This is a genomic window from Acinetobacter sp. TR11 (assembly GCF_027105035.1).
Classification (GTDB): Bacteria; Pseudomonadota; Gammaproteobacteria; order Pseudomonadales; family Moraxellaceae; genus Acinetobacter.
In genome coordinates this window covers 251,264-267,603 of sequence record NZ_CP114256.1, presented here as the reverse complement: position 1 = coordinate 267,603, position 16,340 = coordinate 251,264, and the positions used below count along the sequence as shown (strand labels likewise).

The following is a 16,340-nucleotide window of genomic DNA, read 5'->3' as shown; positions in this document are numbered from 1 at the left end:
AAAGTCCGTGACTATAAAATCCACTATTGTTTTTTTGAATATTTTTAGAGTAGATTATGCTAATTGATAAATACTTATAAAATACTAAGAATTTTTCGCCTAAATATTGAAAAATAGATCGATTGTCATAATTTTACCTGTATACATTTGGTATCTATCTCTTGATTTTATTGGCAATATTTGTTGCTTTATAACATAGCCAAAACTGTGCAATGAATCGTATACTCCCTAGCATTGCATAAAGACGATGACAATAAACGATAAAGGAGCACATCATGAGTTTAGTTGTACCTGCCGAATCGACGGAAACCGTACATCATGAGACAGATCGCGTCGAACGCATTTTAGTGGTCGATGATGATGTGCGTCTGCGTACCCTATTACAACGCTTTTTAGAAGATAAAGGCTTCGTGGTGAAAACAGCCCATGATGCAACGCAAATGGATCGTTTACTACAACGTGAGTTATTTTCGCTTATCGTTTTAGATTTTATGTTGCCTGTTGAAGATGGTTTAAGTATTTGCCGTCGTTTACGCCAATCTAATATCGACACACCTATTATTATGCTCACTGCACGTGGTAGTGATTCTGACCGTATTGCGGGTCTTGAAGCGGGTGCAGATGATTATTTACCAAAACCATTCAACCCAAATGAACTATTAGCACGAATTCGTGCCGTTTTACGTCGCCAAGTCCGTGAAGTACCAGGTGCACCAAGTCAACAAGTTGAAGTCGTAAGTTTTGGTCCATGGTCGCTCGACCTTTCTACACGTACTTTAACGCGTGAAGGTCAGGTGGTCACGTTAACGACAGGTGAATTTGCAGTATTAAAAGCTTTGGTTCAACATCCTCGCGAACCTTTAACTCGTGATAAATTGATGAATTTGGCACGTGGTCGTGAATGGGGTGCGATGGAACGCTCTATTGATGTCCAAGTCTCTCGTCTACGTCGTTTAATCGAAGATAATCCTGCGCGTGCCCGTTATATTCAAACCGTTTGGGGTGTAGGTTACGTATTTGTTCCAGATGGTGCAGAGTAAGCTTAGGAAATTCTTCATTGAAACTTGAACCAATTGATCCACAAGCATTTACAGATTTCGCGACTTATTCAGAAAGACCGCGAACAAAATGGGAACGTTTTTTAGATAAAATTAAACCACGTTCTGCGGCTATGCGTACCACGATCTTGGTATTGTTCACGGTCGTTTTTAGCTTGTTTATGTCCTTGTGGTTCTTTTGGCGAACTTTATATTTACCAGAATTACAACAACATGCGCGTTATCTCGCAATTGAACTTGAATTAGTCAATAATCCAGATATCCGTATTTTACATCGTGATACAGAAGTTGATGTCGATACATGGCTCAAAAATCGAATTGGGATTGAATACATTACCGATCCCAAAGAATTTCCTGTAATCGAAAATAAATTCCTTGCTGAACTATTTACTGATCAAATTGAAACCAAACTCGCCAAAGAGTTAGGAGTTCAGCAAGTTACCGTTTACTTCAAATTCAAACCGATACCACGTATTTGGATTCAAACGCCTGAAATGCAAGGTAACTGGGTGCGTGAACCACTAAAAACATATACCAACTACAGTGTGGAACTGATTGCAGCATGGTTATTTGGCGTTCCAATTATTTCTTCAATTATTATTTTAACGCTTGTCCGACAAATGAATCGACCATTACGTCGATTACAGAATGCTGCCAACAATTATAGTAAAACTGGTAAAGCACCTTATCTTGACACCAATCATGGCCCACTCGAAATACGTCAAGTAAACCAAGCATTCAACCATATGGTATATACGCTTGAGCAAACTGAACGCGATCGACAAATCATGCTAGCAGGGATTTCACATGATTTACGTACGCCACTGACGCGTATTCGCCTTACTGCAGAAATGCTCCCAGACGAGTTTTTCCGCGAAGGTCTAATTTACGATGTAGATGATATGGATGCGATTCTGAATCAATTTATTTCGTATATGCGAGATGGATCTGATGAAGAACTATCACAAACCAATATCAATACATTGCTTCAAGAAGTCGCTGTACAATTTAAGCCTTTAGATATTCGTTTTGAAGCACAAGAGCTCCCCATCATCCCTGCGCGAAGCCTATCCTTAAAACGTTTGATTGCGAATTTAGTCAACAACGCCAAACGTTATGGCGCAGAACCAATTGAATTATCGGCAAGTCATGTTGATGATCATATTCTGATTACCGTCGCTGATCATGGTGAAGGTATTCCACCCGATCAAGTTGAAGAACTCATGCAACCCTTTGTTCGTGGTAATTCAGCACGTACGATTCAAGGAAGTGGCCTCGGCTTAGCCATTGTAAAACGTATTGTTGACATTCATCAGGGACAAATTAGCATTCGCAACCGCGAGCAAGGTGGTTTAGAAGTGGTGATTTCACTTCCACTCAACCATGAAAATCTTGAAGAATCTCAAACGAATGCGATTGATAAAATTAAACAGACCATAACTGGACATTTTTAGAACAATTGGTGATGGAAAAATAACTCGTTTTATCTCTAAAAAAATATCACGAATTTCACATATTAGACCTTAGCCGTAGTCCAATTCCCTTTTCAAGTTTTGACGCTAAAATCCATATCTAACTAAAAAGTATATTGAGAATGGATGATGTCTTTAAGTCGTATTCGCCTTGCTACCCTACATGACAAAGTGATGAGTGCAGAGCAAGCTGCTCGCTTTATTGAAAATGATATGACGGTTGGTATGAGTGGTTTTACTCGTGCTGGAGAAGCAAAAGCTGTTCCGCAAGCACTGGTTGAACAAGCCAAAAAAAATCCGTTAAAAATCACGTTAATTACAGGTGCAAGCCTCGGTAACGACTTAGACAAACAATTGACCGAAGCAGGTGTACTTGCTCGTCGTATGCCATTCCAAGTTGATAACACATTACGTCGTGCAATCAACAACGGCGAAGTGATGTTCATTGACCAGCATTTATCTGAGACTGTAGAGCAAATGCGTAATCAGCAGCTCAAACGTCCTGACATTGCTGTGATTGAAGCCGTTGCAATTACAGAAGATGGTCATATCGTACCAACAACCTCTGTAGGCAACTCTGCAAGTTTCGCAATTTTTGCTGAAAAAGTGATTGTAGAAATCAACACCTCTCTCAGCGAAAACTTTGAGGGCTTACACGATATTTATATTCCAACATATCGTCCAACACGTACCCCACTTCCATTAACTCAAGTCGATGATCGTATTGGTTCAACTGCAATCCAAATTGACCCAGCAAAAATCGTAGGCATCGTTTTTAACAATACGGCAGACTCACCTTCAACTGTGACTGCGCCTGACGATGAAACTCAAGGGATTGCAAATCACCTCATCGCTTTCTTTGAAAAAGAAGTTGCTGCAGGTCGATTAGCGAAAAACCTAGGTCCTTTACAGGCAGGTATTGGCTCAATTGCAAATGCAGTTTTGACTGGTCTTAAAGATTCTAACTTTGAAGATTTGGTCATGTATTCTGAAGTATTACAAGACTGTACTTTTGAATTGATTGATGCTGGCAAAATGAAATTTGCTTCTGGTAGCTCAATTACGCTCTCTGCACAATGTGGCGAGCGCGTATTTGGCAATCTTGAACACTACAAAGATAAATTAGTATTACGCCCACAAGAAATTTCTAACCATCCTGAAATCGTACGTCGTTTAGGTATTATTGGAATTAATACAGCACTCGAATTCGATATTTACGGCAACGTGAATTCTACGCATGTTTGCGGTACAAAAATGATGAATGGTATCGGCGGTTCAGGTGATTTTGCACGTAATGCGCACTTAGCTATCTTTGTTACTAAGTCAATCGCAAAAGGTGGTGATATTTCATCAATTGTGCCAATGGTGAGCCACGTTGATCACAATGAGCATGATGTTGACATTCTGGTAACTGAAGTTGGTTTAGCAGATTTACGTGGCTTAGCACCTCGTGAGCGTGCACGTGTGATTATTGACAACTGCGTACACCCACTCTATCAAGCTGCACTCAATGACTACTTTGATCGTGCATGTGAACGTGGTGGACATACGCCGCATATTCTTCGTGAAGCGTTGTCATGGCATTCTAACTTTGAAGAAACTGGTCATATGTTAGAAAATAAGACGATTGCTAAATCTGCTTAATTTCACCTGACCAAATAAAAAAGCATGTTTCGACATGCTTTTTTATTTGTTTATTTCGATGCTGGCAACCGCCCCACTCTCAACAAAATAGGAAATGAAACATTAATCGTGTGCTGACTCAAAATAATCTGCTTTAAACTGTCCAATGGATTCAGATTGAGCTGTTTCTGATAATGTTTGATCGCAGACCATGTATTTAAATAATCCCACAATTGCTGCCCTGTCCATGCCAGGTCGATCTGAAAACTAGGCATAATGATTTCATCAAACGGAAATGGAATACTTTGATAGTGCTCATCAATATAGCTTCGCTCAGCATCCCAAAAACCATTTAAAGTCTCGGTATAGAGCTGAATGATTTTCTGATTTAGCTCGATATCTTCAAGTTGCAACAAGCCATAACCAATCACCGCAAAAATACCATCTGGTTTTAATGTTCGTTTGACTTCAGCATAAAACTTTTCAAAATCGAACCAATGAATGGCTTGAGCCACTGTAATAAAGTCAAAATATTGATTAGGGAAAATCGTATCCTCTGCGGCTTGCTGTAAATACTGCACATTAGCAAATCTAGGAGCTTGATCGAGCTGATTTTGACTGAGATCTGTGGCAATCACATCTTGAAAATATGGTGCAAGCAACTGCGTCAGTTGTCCTGAGCCTGCGCCACAATCCCATGCATGTACAGGTGTTTTGATCTGTGCCAATAGAGCTTCAATCATCAGTTTGGGATAACTTGGACGTGCTTGTTGATAAAGTTCACTCTGCTCAGAAAATAAGTCTTTCATAATGCTTTTTCTTAAAGTTTTCGACTAAGCATAAATATAGCAAAATATTTTAGATATAAAAAAAACCCTAAACTAAAGTTTAGGGTTTTTCAAATTTGGTGGCGGGACCCAGGATCGAACTGGGGACACACGGATTTTCAATCCGTTGCTCTACCGACTGAGCTATCGCGCCAATGGAGTGTATTAAGCCGTATCTCAGCCCAATAGTCAATAATTATCATGAACTTTCGATTTGATTGCCCATTTTTCATGCAATCAATTTTGGGTAAAAAAAATCCCCGATGGGATCGGGGATTGAAAATACAAATTATGGTGGCGGGACCCAGGATCGAACTGGGGACACACGGATTTTCAATCCGTTGCTCTACCGACTGAGCTATCGCGCCAAAGTGGGCGTATTAAACAATGTTTACCCACGTGCGTCAAGCAAATTTGTGGATTTTTCTATCAAACGTCTAATTTTACTGCAAATCGCAAACACATCAGACTTTAATTCTAGATTTTGCCCAAATGCGATAAACAACGATGAATTGCACCACAGCCTGGCTCAAATTGCTTCACCCCTTGTTCCTCTTCCATACGGCAAACTTCTTCAACTAGGCGTTCTGCAACTCCACGTCCACGGTTAGACGGATGTACCACAATATATTCCAAAATTCGGCTTTCACCTTGTCCTGTTGCCCAAATTGCACCTATAATTTTGGTGTTAAATTCAGCAGTATAAACTGTGGTATATTGTTGTAGATTTTGTGCAAGTTGCTCCATTGCATCTTGCCCATCACCAAACTCTGGGCTGGTATCGTAGAGTCGCTCGAGCTGAGTACGAATTCCTAGATTATCTAGAGAACTGTAAGCATGTACGGTAATAGGCATTGATTAACCCTCCTGAGCAAACTATGATGCTGTCACTTTTTCGTCACAGCGAAATATTGGTTTTTAATTCAATCATTTTTGACGTTTTTTGAGGAACGTGTCCATGACGCAACGTATCAGTGAAGTGGTAAGAAATACCAACGAAACCAAAATTCGAGTTCGTCTCAATCTCGATGGTACAGGTCAAGGCACACTGAACACTGGAGTTCCATTTTTAGACCATATGATTGATCAAATCAAGCGCCATGGTCTATTTGATATCGATATTCATTGCGATGGCGATCTAGAAATTGATGATCACCACACAGTTGAAGATTGTGGAATCACCTTGGGGCAAGCCTTTGCACAAGCTTTAGGTGATAAAAAAGGCTTACGTCGTTATGGGCATTTTTATGCACCATTAGATGAAGCACTTTCTCGTGTTGTTGTTGATCTATCAGGTCGCCCAGGCTTGTTTATGGACATTCCATTTACTCGCGCTCGCATTGGAACATTCGATGTCGACTTATTTTCAGAGTTTTTCCAAGGTTTTGTCAATCATGCATTAATGACATTGCATATTGATAACTTGAAAGGCAAAAATAGTCATCACCAGATTGAAAGTGTCTTTAAAGCATTGGCTCGTGCATTACGTATGGCATGTGAGATTGATCCACGCGCAGAAAATACCATTGCTTCAACAAAAGGTAGCCTGTAATGACGCGTATTGCTTTACTTGACTATGGTATGGGTAATTTGCACTCTGCAGCAAAAGCTTTAGAGCATGTCGGTGCAACAGTTGATGTAACCAATGATCCAAAGCTGATCGCCAAAGCAGATAAAATTGTATTTCCTGGCGTGGGTGCAATGCGTGATTGTATGCAAGGCATGCATGAAGCAGGCATTGATGAAGTAGTACGTCAAGCAGCATTTAACAAGCCTGTTTTAGCAATTTGCGTAGGGATGCAAGCACTACTACAAAGCTCTGAAGAAAATGGTGGCGTAGATGCTTTGGGTATTTTTGAGGGTGTTGTTAAACACTTTCCTGAAATTCCAAACTTAAAAGTACCTCACATGGGCTGGAATCAAGTCCATCAATTAGATCCAAGCCATCCAATGTGGAACAACATTGAACAAGATGCGCGTTTCTATTTTGTGCATAGTTATTATGTTGAACCAAAAGATTCTGCCATCACTGCGGCAACCTGTGATTATGGCGTGAATTTCTGTACCGCGATTCACAAAGACAATTTGTTCGCGACCCAATTCCATCCTGAGAAAAGTCATACGGCTGGTTTACAGTTGTTAAAAAACTTTGTTGAGTGGAAGATCTAACCCATTCCGATCACAGATCAAACGTCGTGTACCGTTTGATCTGTTTCAAATAAGAACAACTATCATTTTCTAATTTCTTCTTTATAATTCTTGTATATACATTTTTTAAATTTAAACAACCATATAAAAACACTTCATTTAGGTTATATACAATGAATTCATCTATTCAACAAACAATCGCTGATAACCCTTTGCGCCCACTAGGTCGTTTTAGTCGACTGTCCTATTTGGGATGGTCATTTATGATGACGCTTATCTTTTTAATTATTGCGATCATTCCTCTTATTTTTTCAGCAAGCTTGTTGGATAAAAATACATCCGAAGGAGCTAACACTGTAAGCATAATCTTTATACTAACACTCAGTCTAATTACTCTTACTTTTTACTATCTTTCAATTGTTTTCATGATTCGTCGCCTGCATGACTGCAATCGAAGTGCGTGGTTGGCATTATTGATCATCGTCCCTGTCATCAATTTATTTTTTATTCTCTATTTATTATGTGCCAAAGGTACAGAAGGTCCTAATAATTTTGGACCAGTTCGAGAAACCAAGGGTTGGGAAAAAGTTTTAGGTTTAATTAGTGCCGTTTTATTACCCCTAAGTATGGTTGCCAACATTTTAATGTGGATGGCATCAATGTCTGCTCCTCATTAGTTTTCAAAAAATGAACCAACCTAGATCAGATAAAGTCTAATCAAACTGAATCTATAAGATTTAAAAGCCAAGTTTTCTCACTTGGCTTTTTCATTGCCACAAAACCGTTTAAGCTCAAGCAAAAGTTTTGAGTTTCAGAAAATGGAAATGCAGCAAGCAACAGCGCTTTTAAGCAAAGAACAAATCCGTACATTACCTGCATTTCAAAACCTAAGTGCTGAAAATATTTTAGTGATTCAAACACTCGAACAATGCATGGCAATTCAAACTGAACTTCACGCTATTGCTGTATTCGGATTTGATACCGAATCTAAACCGACGTTCAAAGTCGGTGAGAAATCTACAGGCCCCCATTTAATCCAACTTTCAACCCATGAAAAAGCCTATCTATTCCAAGTGAAGCCCGACATTCTTAATTTCTTAAAGCCTATTTTAGAAAATGAACATCAGCTCAAAGTTGGTTTTGGTTTAAAAAATGATGCCAGCAGCTTTCGTCGCAAAGAAATCAATCCACAATCTATGATCGATCTGTCTAAAAGTTTTTCGAGTTTTGGTTATAACGCTCAAGTCGGTGTACAAACTGCGATTGCTCTAATTTTCCAACGCTATTTTGCCAAAAGTAAAAAAATCAGCACCTCGAATTGGTCTGTCAAACAGCTAAGTCCTCAACAAATCAATTATGCTGCCGCTGATGCTTATGCTGCATTGTTGATATACCAATACCTATATCATCAGCAGTTACTACCTCCTCAAATTCAACAACAAATAGTAAGAATACTTCAAGGTTCAGCAGACAAGGCTTAGCGATTGATCAATACTTTGTTAATATATCGCCAATTTAAACTTTATGATGACGCTAGGAGCGAAAGCATGCTAATCATCCCTGCAATTGACCTGAAAGATGGTAAATGTGTTCGTTTAAAACAAGGTCGTATGGAAGACGATACCGTTTTCTCTGATGATCCTGTCGCAACTGCACAACATTGGGTTGATGAAGGCGCACGTCGTTTACATTTAGTTGATTTAAATGGTGCTTTCGCAGGTACGCCAATTCATAAACCGGTGGTGGAAGCGATTGCACGCGCACAACCAGAACTTCCAATTCAAATTGGTGGTGGTATTCGTTCACTTGAAACCATTGAGCACTATTTGGAAGCGGGTGTATCTTTTGTGATTATCGGTACAAAGGCAGTAAAAGAGCCTGAGTTTGTTGAAGAGGCGTGCAAACGCTTTGCAGGTCATATCATTGTCGGTATTGATGCCATCAATGGTATGGTTGCGACAGATGGCTGGGCAAATGTGACTGATGTGAAGGCAACTGATCTTGCAAAACGTTTTGCAGATGCTGGTGTTTCAAGCATTGTCTATACCGATATCGCACGTGATGGCATGATGCAAGGTGTTAACGTTGAGCAAACTGTTCATTTAGCACAATACTCTGGCTTACCTGTGATCGCTTCAGGTGGTGTGACCAATCTAGATGATGTTCGCAACTTAAAAGGTCAGCAAGGTATCTTAGGTGCAATTACAGGTCGTGCAATTTATGAAGGCACATTAAACCTTCGTGAAGCACAGCTCTTGTTGGATGACAATCGCCTGTAATCTAATGCAAAAGAAGCTATCTTTTAGGTGGCTTCTTTCGCTTTAATACAGAACATTACGAATAAATTTTAATACGCTTGTACCACGATTAACATAACGATAAAGCACATCACTTTTAAAAAGAATCGACTGACCTGCACAAATCACACGAGTTTCATTTTCAAATTCAAGGCTTAATTCACCCTCTAAAACATAAATAAGTTCTTGCCAATCCTTTGAATCAGCTTCAGCACAATACACCTCTCCCACTGCAAGTGACCACCGCCATAACTCAGTTTGGGTATGTGTTGGTACAGCAGCCAAAATCCTAGCGTGACTATCTTGATCTTTTCCTTGCCAAGCAAGCGTATCCACAATAGCCGATTCACTTAGCTCAGGGGCGCTCACAATACGTTTAAAATCGACAGCCAGAACAGCAGCAATCGCATCTAATTTAGCTAAACTAATATTCACTTGGCCTGTTTCCAAGGCAGCAATAGTACGCCGACTCACACCAGCACGATCCGCTAACTCTTGTTGGCTGAGTTGTGATTGATCTCGGAAATAACGAATATTTTTTCCTACATATTGCAGAACAGTTTCAGCTTGGCTCATTTACATCAGCAATTAAATTAACTATAGTGCAATATATTGCACAAAACGCTCAAATAATACAATATGTGCAATATATTGCACTACCATATTAGGTTTGTTGTTGTGACAACTTTATCTCAATCTCCCAAAGCAGCTCAATTTGCACTTATTTTCATTACCATGATTTGGGGTGGAACTTTTCTAGCGGTGCAATACGTCTTGAATTTTAGTAGTCCCATGTTTTTTGTGGGTTGTCGTTTTGCTGTTGCAGCTTTAGCCATCTTGCTCATTTCAATCAAATCAATGCGTGGATTAACTTTAAAAGAAATACTTGCAGGAACGGCAATTGGTATCGTGATTGCGATTGGTTATGGCACCCAAACCATTGCATTACAAACGATTTTAAGTAGTGAATCTGCTTTTTTAACCGCACTGTATGTGCCTCTTGTCCCAATTTTAATGTGGGTTATTTTCCAAAAAAGACCTTCTCTGATGACATGGTTAGGAACTGCACTCGCTTTTACTGGATTAGTGCTTTTAACTGGAAATGGCATCTCCAATATCAGTTTAAGCTATGGACAAACACTGACCTTAATTTGTGCCTTTGTGATTGCGCTAGAAATTATTTTGATTGGTTATTTCGCAGGAAAAGTTAATTTAAGACGAGTCACAGTTATTCAATTGGCTGTTGCATCATTCTTATCATTTGCCAGTATGCCATTGGTTGGCGAACATAATATTCCTAGTTTTTCATGGCAATTAAGCATTCTAGTGATTAGTTTGGGTTTAGCCAGTGCACTGATTCAATTTGTAATGAATTGGGCGCAACGAATGGTCGATCCAACCCGTGCTGCAATTATTTATGCAGGTGAGCCTGTTTGGGCAGGTGTGTTTGGAAGAATCGCAGGCGAGCGATTGCCATTATTGGCTTTATTCGGTGGGTGTTTAGTGGTGCTTGGTGTTTTAGTCAGTGAATTAAAATTCAAAATATTAGAAAAGAAAAAAGAGAGCTGAATAGCTCTCTTTTTATCACCTAGGGTGCTTTCTTTTTAATAATATATGCGGTTGATAATATTCTACTACAGGCATTGGATCATAAAATGGATGTAATAATGCTTTCCACTGCTGATATTCAGGAGATTTCCTAAAACCTTCAGTATGATTTTCAATATGATCCCAAAAGACCATCAAAATATAGCGATGCTGGTCTTCGACATGTTTAATGAGCTGAACAGCATTCAAACCTTCCATTGGATAAATAATCTCTTTCGCAGTTTGAAAGGCTAATTCGAAATCTTCACTTTGATTTGGTTTAATATTCAAATGTACATGTTCAATAATCATGGTTGATCCAATTTATTGATACATTGGCTTATTATCATTTAATGCAATTAAACCTCGAATTGCTCGATATACAATCCACACCCATGCAGCAAAAATCACTAACCCACAAAATATAGTACTTGAGAGTGCGACACCTGCAAAAGCATTGGCATTATCGCCTGTAAAAAACAGAAAGAAAAATGGGATAAATGCAATGATATTCCAAGCCAAATACCACCAAAAAGTCCGAATCTGCCAAGTAAAATGGCTTTCAAAAATCGAACCTTGTACATCACTACGTTTTACATAGTTAATAATCAAAGCAATAATCGCCAATAAACCACCACTAAAAATCGCAATGATATAAAGTACATACAGTACCAAAGTCAAAGTACGATTTGGATCTTGATCAACGGAATAATTCATTTTTATTTATCTCCAAAAACTCCCCTCCCAATCAATAGAACACATTGAGTGGAGAAATTAACCAACATATCAACAATATATGAAAGACTATGGTACAGAAATAAATCTTACGAAACGGTTGTTTTTGTGTTTTATGTCTCAGTTTTTGCTGAGCAAACCACCCTCCACACCAACCACCCAAAGAATCCACGATATGCAAAGTCTGCTCTGGAATACGTCGATTCCCCAATTGTGCCGCTTCTTTGTCTTGCGCATATAACCAATAACTAACGACATTCATCAAGCTAACAAACAGCAAAGTATACGGCGGCAATAACTTGCTAAGGCTCGCAATCAGCATAAATACAATATAAATCACAATACCAATCTGCATCGCTGACCAACGCTTGGCAGATGTCGGCTGAGCAGGTTTACTGTGATGTTCAATTACTTGTGATGCTTTTAAATAAGTTGCTTGCTGAGCGCGATAACGACCGCGCTCATCCAAAATGACCACATATTCCAAGGCACACCCCACAATTGGGCGCGGCCCTGTGCGAGCAAAGTCTTTGATATGGATAAAAACACGATCTTTATGTGCATCATGAGGTTGAATAAAGCCATAGCCTTTATCATCGAACCATTCAACTAAACGCCCTTGATCTCGCATATTCCTACCCTAAACCTAAAACTTGTTGTAAACGGTTTTGTAACATCATGCGCATTTCCATAGGGTCTTTTTGTGAAATATCATCACCTGTCCGCCCTTCTGCTGCATTTTTCTGTGCGACCTGTAAACGCATACTCCAAAAACGACAAGCTGCCATTGCTAGGAAAATATCCAGACAAGCCAATTCATCTTGTGTCAGTGGGCGAATGCTTTGATAAGCACCTAAGAATGCCTCAGCTTTTTCTATATCCAAATGGGCTTGTGGATAAGCTGTACAGAAGTCATTGATACTAATCGCAATATCAAACAGCCACTCATCTTGATTGAGTTCATAAAAATCAAGAATGCCTTGTAATTGGTCACCCTCAAATAAGGTATTATCCCGAAATAAATCAGAATGAATAAAGCCTGTTGGTCGGTTTGGATATGCTTGCGTAATCACTGTAAATAAGTGAAAGACCTGATTTAAAAGTTCTTGATCTGCTTGAATCAATTGAGGACGTAATTGGTTTGCTACTTCAGACCAATATTGATGATTGCGATTAAAATCACGTTCCAAAGGAAAGCCCTGCAAAGCCAAATGCAATTTTGCCTGCGCTTGGGCAATCGCCTGTACTTGTTTAATACTGGCTGCTTCAGGATGTTCACCCATCAAACGAGGTGCAATCTGAGCAGGTTTATCTGCAATGCTATGAATTGCCTGCCCATTGTATTTTAAGGGCACTGCCACAGGTACGCCTGCCTTACCCAAACAATCCAGTACAGGTACCAGTTCACCTGCCCCCTCAGCATCTAATTCTTCAAAAACCGTTAAAACATAGTGTTTCTGTGATTGATCCACCAAAAAATAATTGGTGTTTTGAATACCGCCTTGGATTGGAATCAGGCCAATTACCGCTAAACCATAAGGCTCAGCGAATGCTTGAACTTCTTCTAAACTCAACGGGGTATAAACCGACATGGAAAACCTGCAAAAAATAGCTGTGAAGTTTGATAGAATACCTGTTCCCTCCATGAAGGTGTAGCACCCCTTTCTTTATTGGCGATTTTTTGGAAAATTTTATGCTCGCAAAACGTATTATCCCTTGCTTAGATGTTGATAATGGTCGAGTCGTCAAAGGCGTTCAATTCCTTGATATTCGTGACGCAGGTGACCCTGTCGAAGTCGCACGTCGCTATAACGAACAAGGCGCCGATGAAATTACCTTTTTAGATATTACTGCTACCCATCATGGACGTGATACGACTTACCGCACGGTAGAACGTATGGCAGAAAGCGTATTTGTACCGTTAACTGTAGGTGGTGGTGTCCGTAAAGTTGAAGATATTCGTTTATTACTAAATGCAGGTGCAGACAAAGTCAGTATCAACTCAGCAGCAGTATTTACGCCTGAGTTTGTTCAAGAAGCTTCGCAACGTTTTGGCGCACAATGTATTGTGGTCGCAATTGATGCAAAAAAAACTGGCGAAAACAAGTGGGAAATTTTCACTCACGGTGGTCGTAAGCCGACAGGAATTGATGCGATTGAATGGGCTGTGAAAATGGCTGACTTCGGTGCAGGTGAGTTGCTGATTACCAGTATGGATGCCGATGGAACTAAAGCAGGTTATGACATTGCCTTGATGCGTCAGATCAATGATCGTGTCAATATTCCGACCATTGCATCAGGTGGCGTGGGCAATTTACAACATTTGGCTGACGGGATTTTGAAAGGTGGCGCAGATGCGGTACTGGCTGCCTCTATTTTCCATTTTGGTCAACATACCATTCCCGAGGCTAAACAATATTTGGCTGAGCAAGGGATTGAAATGCGTCTTTAAACGCGAGTATTACTCAAAAAACCAACCTCTCAAAATCATCGTTTGAGAGGTTTTTTTATTCACTCAACATTTCATCAGACAAAAAAATACCTTGCGGAGCAAGGCATGGAAACTGCGTTTATACAACGCTAGAGGGTAACTGTGAATTTTGTCATTTTGGCAAATTCTATGCATTTCAAATGCTTGAATTAAAATAGCCATAAACTGGACAAAAATATTGACATTAAAAACAGATTTTATTGACAATTCACGACATGAACAACTGAAATATTGTCGTGATTCGTCAAAATCTTGGTGCTTTATTGTCACACTTCGCATTTTCCACTAAGCAACTGATTCTTGTTGCTCCACATCGGCTACAGGTGACGTCACTAACTTTGGTTTTTGCTCGACCCATTTCGCGGGAAAAAACGACTCGATCGCTTGGGTCAATGCTTTTGAAAGTGGCGCAGGTAACGGTAGACCGAGTGGATTGGCTTCTTTTAAATCAGCAGATGAAACCACGCGTGTGCCCATGACATAATCAAACCATGGTCGCGTTACACACCAGTTCGCATCTTGATTCGAATTCATATGATGATCGTAATGCCAAGGAATAGTACGCTTTGCCCAATCAGGTTCAAGATGCGCACGGCGATGTACATAATAATAATTGCCTGCACTATAAACTGCTGCCAACGACATCCCTTTTGAAAAAGGATAAAACGCCACACTGGCAACACCTGCCACAACAGCAAGTGACATTAATTCATTACGTGTACGCCAGCTGTCCAAACCTTCAACATAACAATCATCAGAAAACTCTTGCTTACGAACTTCACGATGATGTGCCCAATGCGATTCCATACTTTTTGGTACAGGACTGTAACGTGGCTGACCCGGACGATGTACACCGTGCAAAATATACTTATGAGCAAACCATTCAAATGCATTTGCAACGGCCAAACCTGCAATAAAACCCTTAATCATAGTTTTCTCCAAATGTTTCCTTATTTTTATTAAAGATATAAATTTTTGTAGGCGAAGTATTGACGATACGATATATTTATATTGACAAAACACGACAGAATAAGGAGTAGACAGGATGTCCCAACTCAAGAACTATACAGGCTCTGTTTATGGCGGATTAGGGCATTTATTAAAAGCCTATTGTGAAGCACAACATATTGCTGTTCCTGAACAATTACAACAAGTTCAAAATCTGGAACGCTTTGATTATGTGATTTGGCGAGACCTACTTGAAGACCTTAATCGTTTAAATCCCAAGACAGGTTTAGGCTTAGAAATTGCAGAGCATGTACAACCTAAACATTTAGGAATTATTGCTTACCTCGCACTATCATGTGAAAACTTGGGCGAAGCATTGGCGCGTTATCATGATTTTCATCGCTTAATTTATGATGGCAGCCCTCTCGTCGTTGAATTTAACCCACCCTACGCATCAATCCGCTGGGAAGCTCCAGAACCCTATCCAACCCAATTAACAGATGAAATTGCAATTGCGCTGATGGTGCAATTCCTTAAGTTATTTATGTCAGGTGAAGATATCAATCTACACGAAGTGCATTTTGTGAATACCGCACCGAAAAACATTACGGTTTATGAGCAGTATTTCCGTTGTAAAGTCCGTTTTGATCAGCCTAAAACTCAGCTACTTCTACCTGTTACCGAAGCCTTTAAGCCACTTCGAACAGGCGATCACACTTTACAGCAATTGTTGCTACAACAAGCTCAAGCTTTATTAGATAAGCTTCCCAATTCCACTCAACTCGATCAACGTCTGCAACATGCCATTTTGACAGGATTACAGAAAAACCAATATCAAATCGATTTTATTGCCGAAAAATTAGGATTATCGGTAAGACAATTACAACGCCACTTACAACAGCAAAACACCACCTTTCAGGAACGGGTACAACAAATTCGCTTTATGTTGGCAACCGAATACTTAAAAGATCCGCATCTGAGCCTACAAGAAATTGCCTTGCTACTTTGCTATTCGGAACAAAGTGCTTTTCAACGTGCATTTAAAATTTGGACCAACCAAACACCACAACAATGGCGAAACAACAACATTACTTACAATTCTTAATAAAACTAAAGACACACTAAAGGTTTCAAAACAGATCATTTTTTTCAAT

At 39.7% G+C, this 16,340-nt stretch carries 19 protein-coding genes and 2 tRNA genes; 11 read left to right on the top strand and 10 right to left on the bottom strand.

What is annotated here, in order from left to right:
* Nucleotides 1-275: 275 nt before the first annotated feature.
* The 3 genes from ompR (at nucleotide 276) to O1450_RS01215 (ending at nucleotide 4,174) form a co-directional block, all read left to right on the top strand.
* Nucleotides 276-1,040 (top strand): osmolarity response regulator transcription factor OmpR, encoded by a 765-nt coding sequence (gene ompR / locus O1450_RS01225; RefSeq protein ID WP_004657337.1) that lies wholly within the window; start codon nucleotides 276-278, stop codon nucleotides 1,038-1,040.
* 17 nt (nucleotides 1,041-1,057) lie between these two features.
* Nucleotides 1,058-2,512 carry an ATP-binding protein gene (locus tag O1450_RS01220; protein ID WP_269229415.1) on the top strand — a complete coding sequence of 485 codons (1,455 nt, stop codon included), beginning with the start codon at nucleotides 1,058-1,060 and terminating at the stop codon, nucleotides 2,510-2,512.
* A gap of 147 nt (nucleotides 2,513-2,659) precedes the next feature.
* Nucleotides 2,660-4,174, top strand: a complete 1,515-nt coding sequence (locus O1450_RS01215) for an acetyl-CoA hydrolase/transferase family protein (protein ID WP_269230387.1) — start codon at nucleotides 2,660-2,662, stop codon at nucleotides 4,172-4,174.
* 50 nt (nucleotides 4,175-4,224) lie between these two features.
* Here the strand turns inward: O1450_RS01215 and O1450_RS01210 are convergent, their stop codons facing one another.
* The 4 genes from O1450_RS01210 to O1450_RS01195 all read right to left on the bottom strand — a co-directional run bounded on the left by O1450_RS01210 (nucleotide 4,225) and on the right by O1450_RS01195 (nucleotide 5,835).
* Nucleotides 4,225-4,962, bottom strand: coding sequence for a class I SAM-dependent methyltransferase (locus tag O1450_RS01210; protein WP_269229414.1), 738 nt, complete (start codon nucleotides 4,960-4,962; stop codon nucleotides 4,225-4,227).
* A gap of 96 nt (nucleotides 4,963-5,058) precedes the next feature.
* Nucleotides 5,059-5,134: transfer RNA gene (locus O1450_RS01205), tRNA-Phe, on the bottom strand.
* A 138-nt stretch (nucleotides 5,135-5,272) separates the two neighbouring features.
* Nucleotides 5,273-5,348, bottom strand: a tRNA-Phe gene (locus O1450_RS01200).
* 109 nt (nucleotides 5,349-5,457) lie between these two features.
* Complete coding sequence (locus tag O1450_RS01195; RefSeq protein ID WP_269229413.1) at nucleotides 5,458-5,835, bottom strand: GNAT family N-acetyltransferase; 378 nt, start codon at nucleotides 5,833-5,835, stop codon at nucleotides 5,458-5,460.
* Nucleotides 5,836-5,938: 103 nt separating this feature from the next.
* On the opposite strand from O1450_RS01195, the gene hisB reads away from it, so the two are divergent.
* From hisB to hisA, 5 genes are all read left to right on the top strand, one after another.
* The gene (hisB, locus tag O1450_RS01190; protein WP_000194096.1) at nucleotides 5,939-6,532 is read left to right on the top strand and encodes an imidazoleglycerol-phosphate dehydratase HisB; all 594 of its coding nucleotides are present in this window, start codon (nucleotides 5,939-5,941) and stop codon (nucleotides 6,530-6,532) included.
* The gene (gene hisH / locus O1450_RS01185) at nucleotides 6,532-7,149 is read left to right on the top strand and encodes an imidazole glycerol phosphate synthase subunit HisH (protein WP_269229412.1); all 618 of its coding nucleotides are present in this window, start codon (nucleotides 6,532-6,534) and stop codon (nucleotides 7,147-7,149) included. Before hisB ends, hisH begins: the two co-directional genes overlap by 1 nt.
* A gap of 152 nt (nucleotides 7,150-7,301) precedes the next feature.
* Nucleotides 7,302-7,805: a DUF805 domain-containing protein gene (locus tag O1450_RS01180; protein WP_269229411.1), complete on the top strand. Its 504-nt coding sequence runs from the start codon at nucleotides 7,302-7,304 to the stop codon at nucleotides 7,803-7,805.
* 141 nt (nucleotides 7,806-7,946) lie between these two features.
* Nucleotides 7,947-8,609 (top strand): 3'-5' exonuclease, encoded by a 663-nt coding sequence (locus tag O1450_RS01175; protein WP_269229410.1) that lies wholly within the window; start codon nucleotides 7,947-7,949, stop codon nucleotides 8,607-8,609.
* A 66-nt stretch (nucleotides 8,610-8,675) separates the two neighbouring features.
* Nucleotides 8,676-9,407, top strand: a complete 732-nt coding sequence (hisA, locus tag O1450_RS01170; RefSeq protein WP_004659990.1) for a 1-(5-phosphoribosyl)-5-[(5-phosphoribosylamino)methylideneamino]imidazole-4-carboxamide isomerase — start codon at nucleotides 8,676-8,678, stop codon at nucleotides 9,405-9,407.
* A gap of 42 nt (nucleotides 9,408-9,449) precedes the next feature.
* On the opposite strand, the gene O1450_RS01165 is transcribed toward hisA, so the two are convergent.
* Entirely contained in the window at nucleotides 9,450-10,001 is a 552-nt protein-coding gene (locus O1450_RS01165) for a helix-turn-helix domain-containing protein (protein WP_269229409.1), read from the bottom strand.
* A 63-nt stretch (nucleotides 10,002-10,064) separates the two neighbouring features.
* On the opposite strand from O1450_RS01165, the gene O1450_RS01160 reads away from it, so the two are divergent.
* Complete coding sequence (locus O1450_RS01160; RefSeq protein WP_442865272.1) at nucleotides 10,065-10,994, top strand: DMT family transporter; 930 nt, start codon at nucleotides 10,065-10,067, stop codon at nucleotides 10,992-10,994.
* 15 nt (nucleotides 10,995-11,009) lie between these two features.
* On the opposite strand, the gene O1450_RS01155 is transcribed toward O1450_RS01160, so the two are convergent.
* The 4 genes from O1450_RS01155 to O1450_RS01140 are packed head-to-tail and all read right to left on the bottom strand — an operon-like array spanning nucleotide 11,010 to nucleotide 13,339.
* Complete coding sequence (locus tag O1450_RS01155) at nucleotides 11,010-11,324, bottom strand: antibiotic biosynthesis monooxygenase family protein (protein WP_046739925.1); 315 nt, start codon at nucleotides 11,322-11,324, stop codon at nucleotides 11,010-11,012.
* Between the two features lie 12 nt (nucleotides 11,325-11,336).
* Nucleotides 11,337-11,729 carry a DUF4870 family protein gene (locus O1450_RS01150; RefSeq protein WP_046739924.1) on the bottom strand — a complete coding sequence of 131 codons (393 nt, stop codon included), beginning with the start codon at nucleotides 11,727-11,729 and terminating at the stop codon, nucleotides 11,337-11,339.
* A gap of 31 nt (nucleotides 11,730-11,760) precedes the next feature.
* Nucleotides 11,761-12,378, bottom strand: a complete 618-nt coding sequence (locus O1450_RS01145) for a DUF1294 domain-containing protein (RefSeq protein WP_269229407.1) — start codon at nucleotides 12,376-12,378, stop codon at nucleotides 11,761-11,763.
* A 4-nt stretch (nucleotides 12,379-12,382) separates the two neighbouring features.
* Nucleotides 12,383-13,339, bottom strand: coding sequence for a homoserine kinase (locus tag O1450_RS01140; RefSeq protein WP_269229406.1), 957 nt, complete (start codon nucleotides 13,337-13,339; stop codon nucleotides 12,383-12,385).
* Between the two features lie 101 nt (nucleotides 13,340-13,440).
* Here O1450_RS01140 and hisF point away from each other — a divergent pair, with 101 nt between their 5' ends.
* Nucleotides 13,441-14,199 (top strand): imidazole glycerol phosphate synthase subunit HisF, encoded by a 759-nt coding sequence (hisF, locus tag O1450_RS01135; protein ID WP_004659983.1) that lies wholly within the window; start codon nucleotides 13,441-13,443, stop codon nucleotides 14,197-14,199.
* Between the two features lie 324 nt (nucleotides 14,200-14,523).
* Here hisF and O1450_RS01130 read toward each other — a convergent pair whose 3' ends face one another.
* Nucleotides 14,524-15,168 carry a sterol desaturase family protein gene (locus tag O1450_RS01130; RefSeq protein WP_269229405.1) on the bottom strand — a complete coding sequence of 215 codons (645 nt, stop codon included), beginning with the start codon at nucleotides 15,166-15,168 and terminating at the stop codon, nucleotides 14,524-14,526.
* A 115-nt stretch (nucleotides 15,169-15,283) separates the two neighbouring features.
* On the opposite strand from O1450_RS01130, the gene O1450_RS01125 reads away from it, so the two are divergent.
* Nucleotides 15,284-16,291, top strand: a complete 1,008-nt coding sequence (locus O1450_RS01125) for an AraC family transcriptional regulator (protein ID WP_269229404.1) — start codon at nucleotides 15,284-15,286, stop codon at nucleotides 16,289-16,291.
* Nucleotides 16,292-16,340 lie beyond the last annotated feature (49 nt).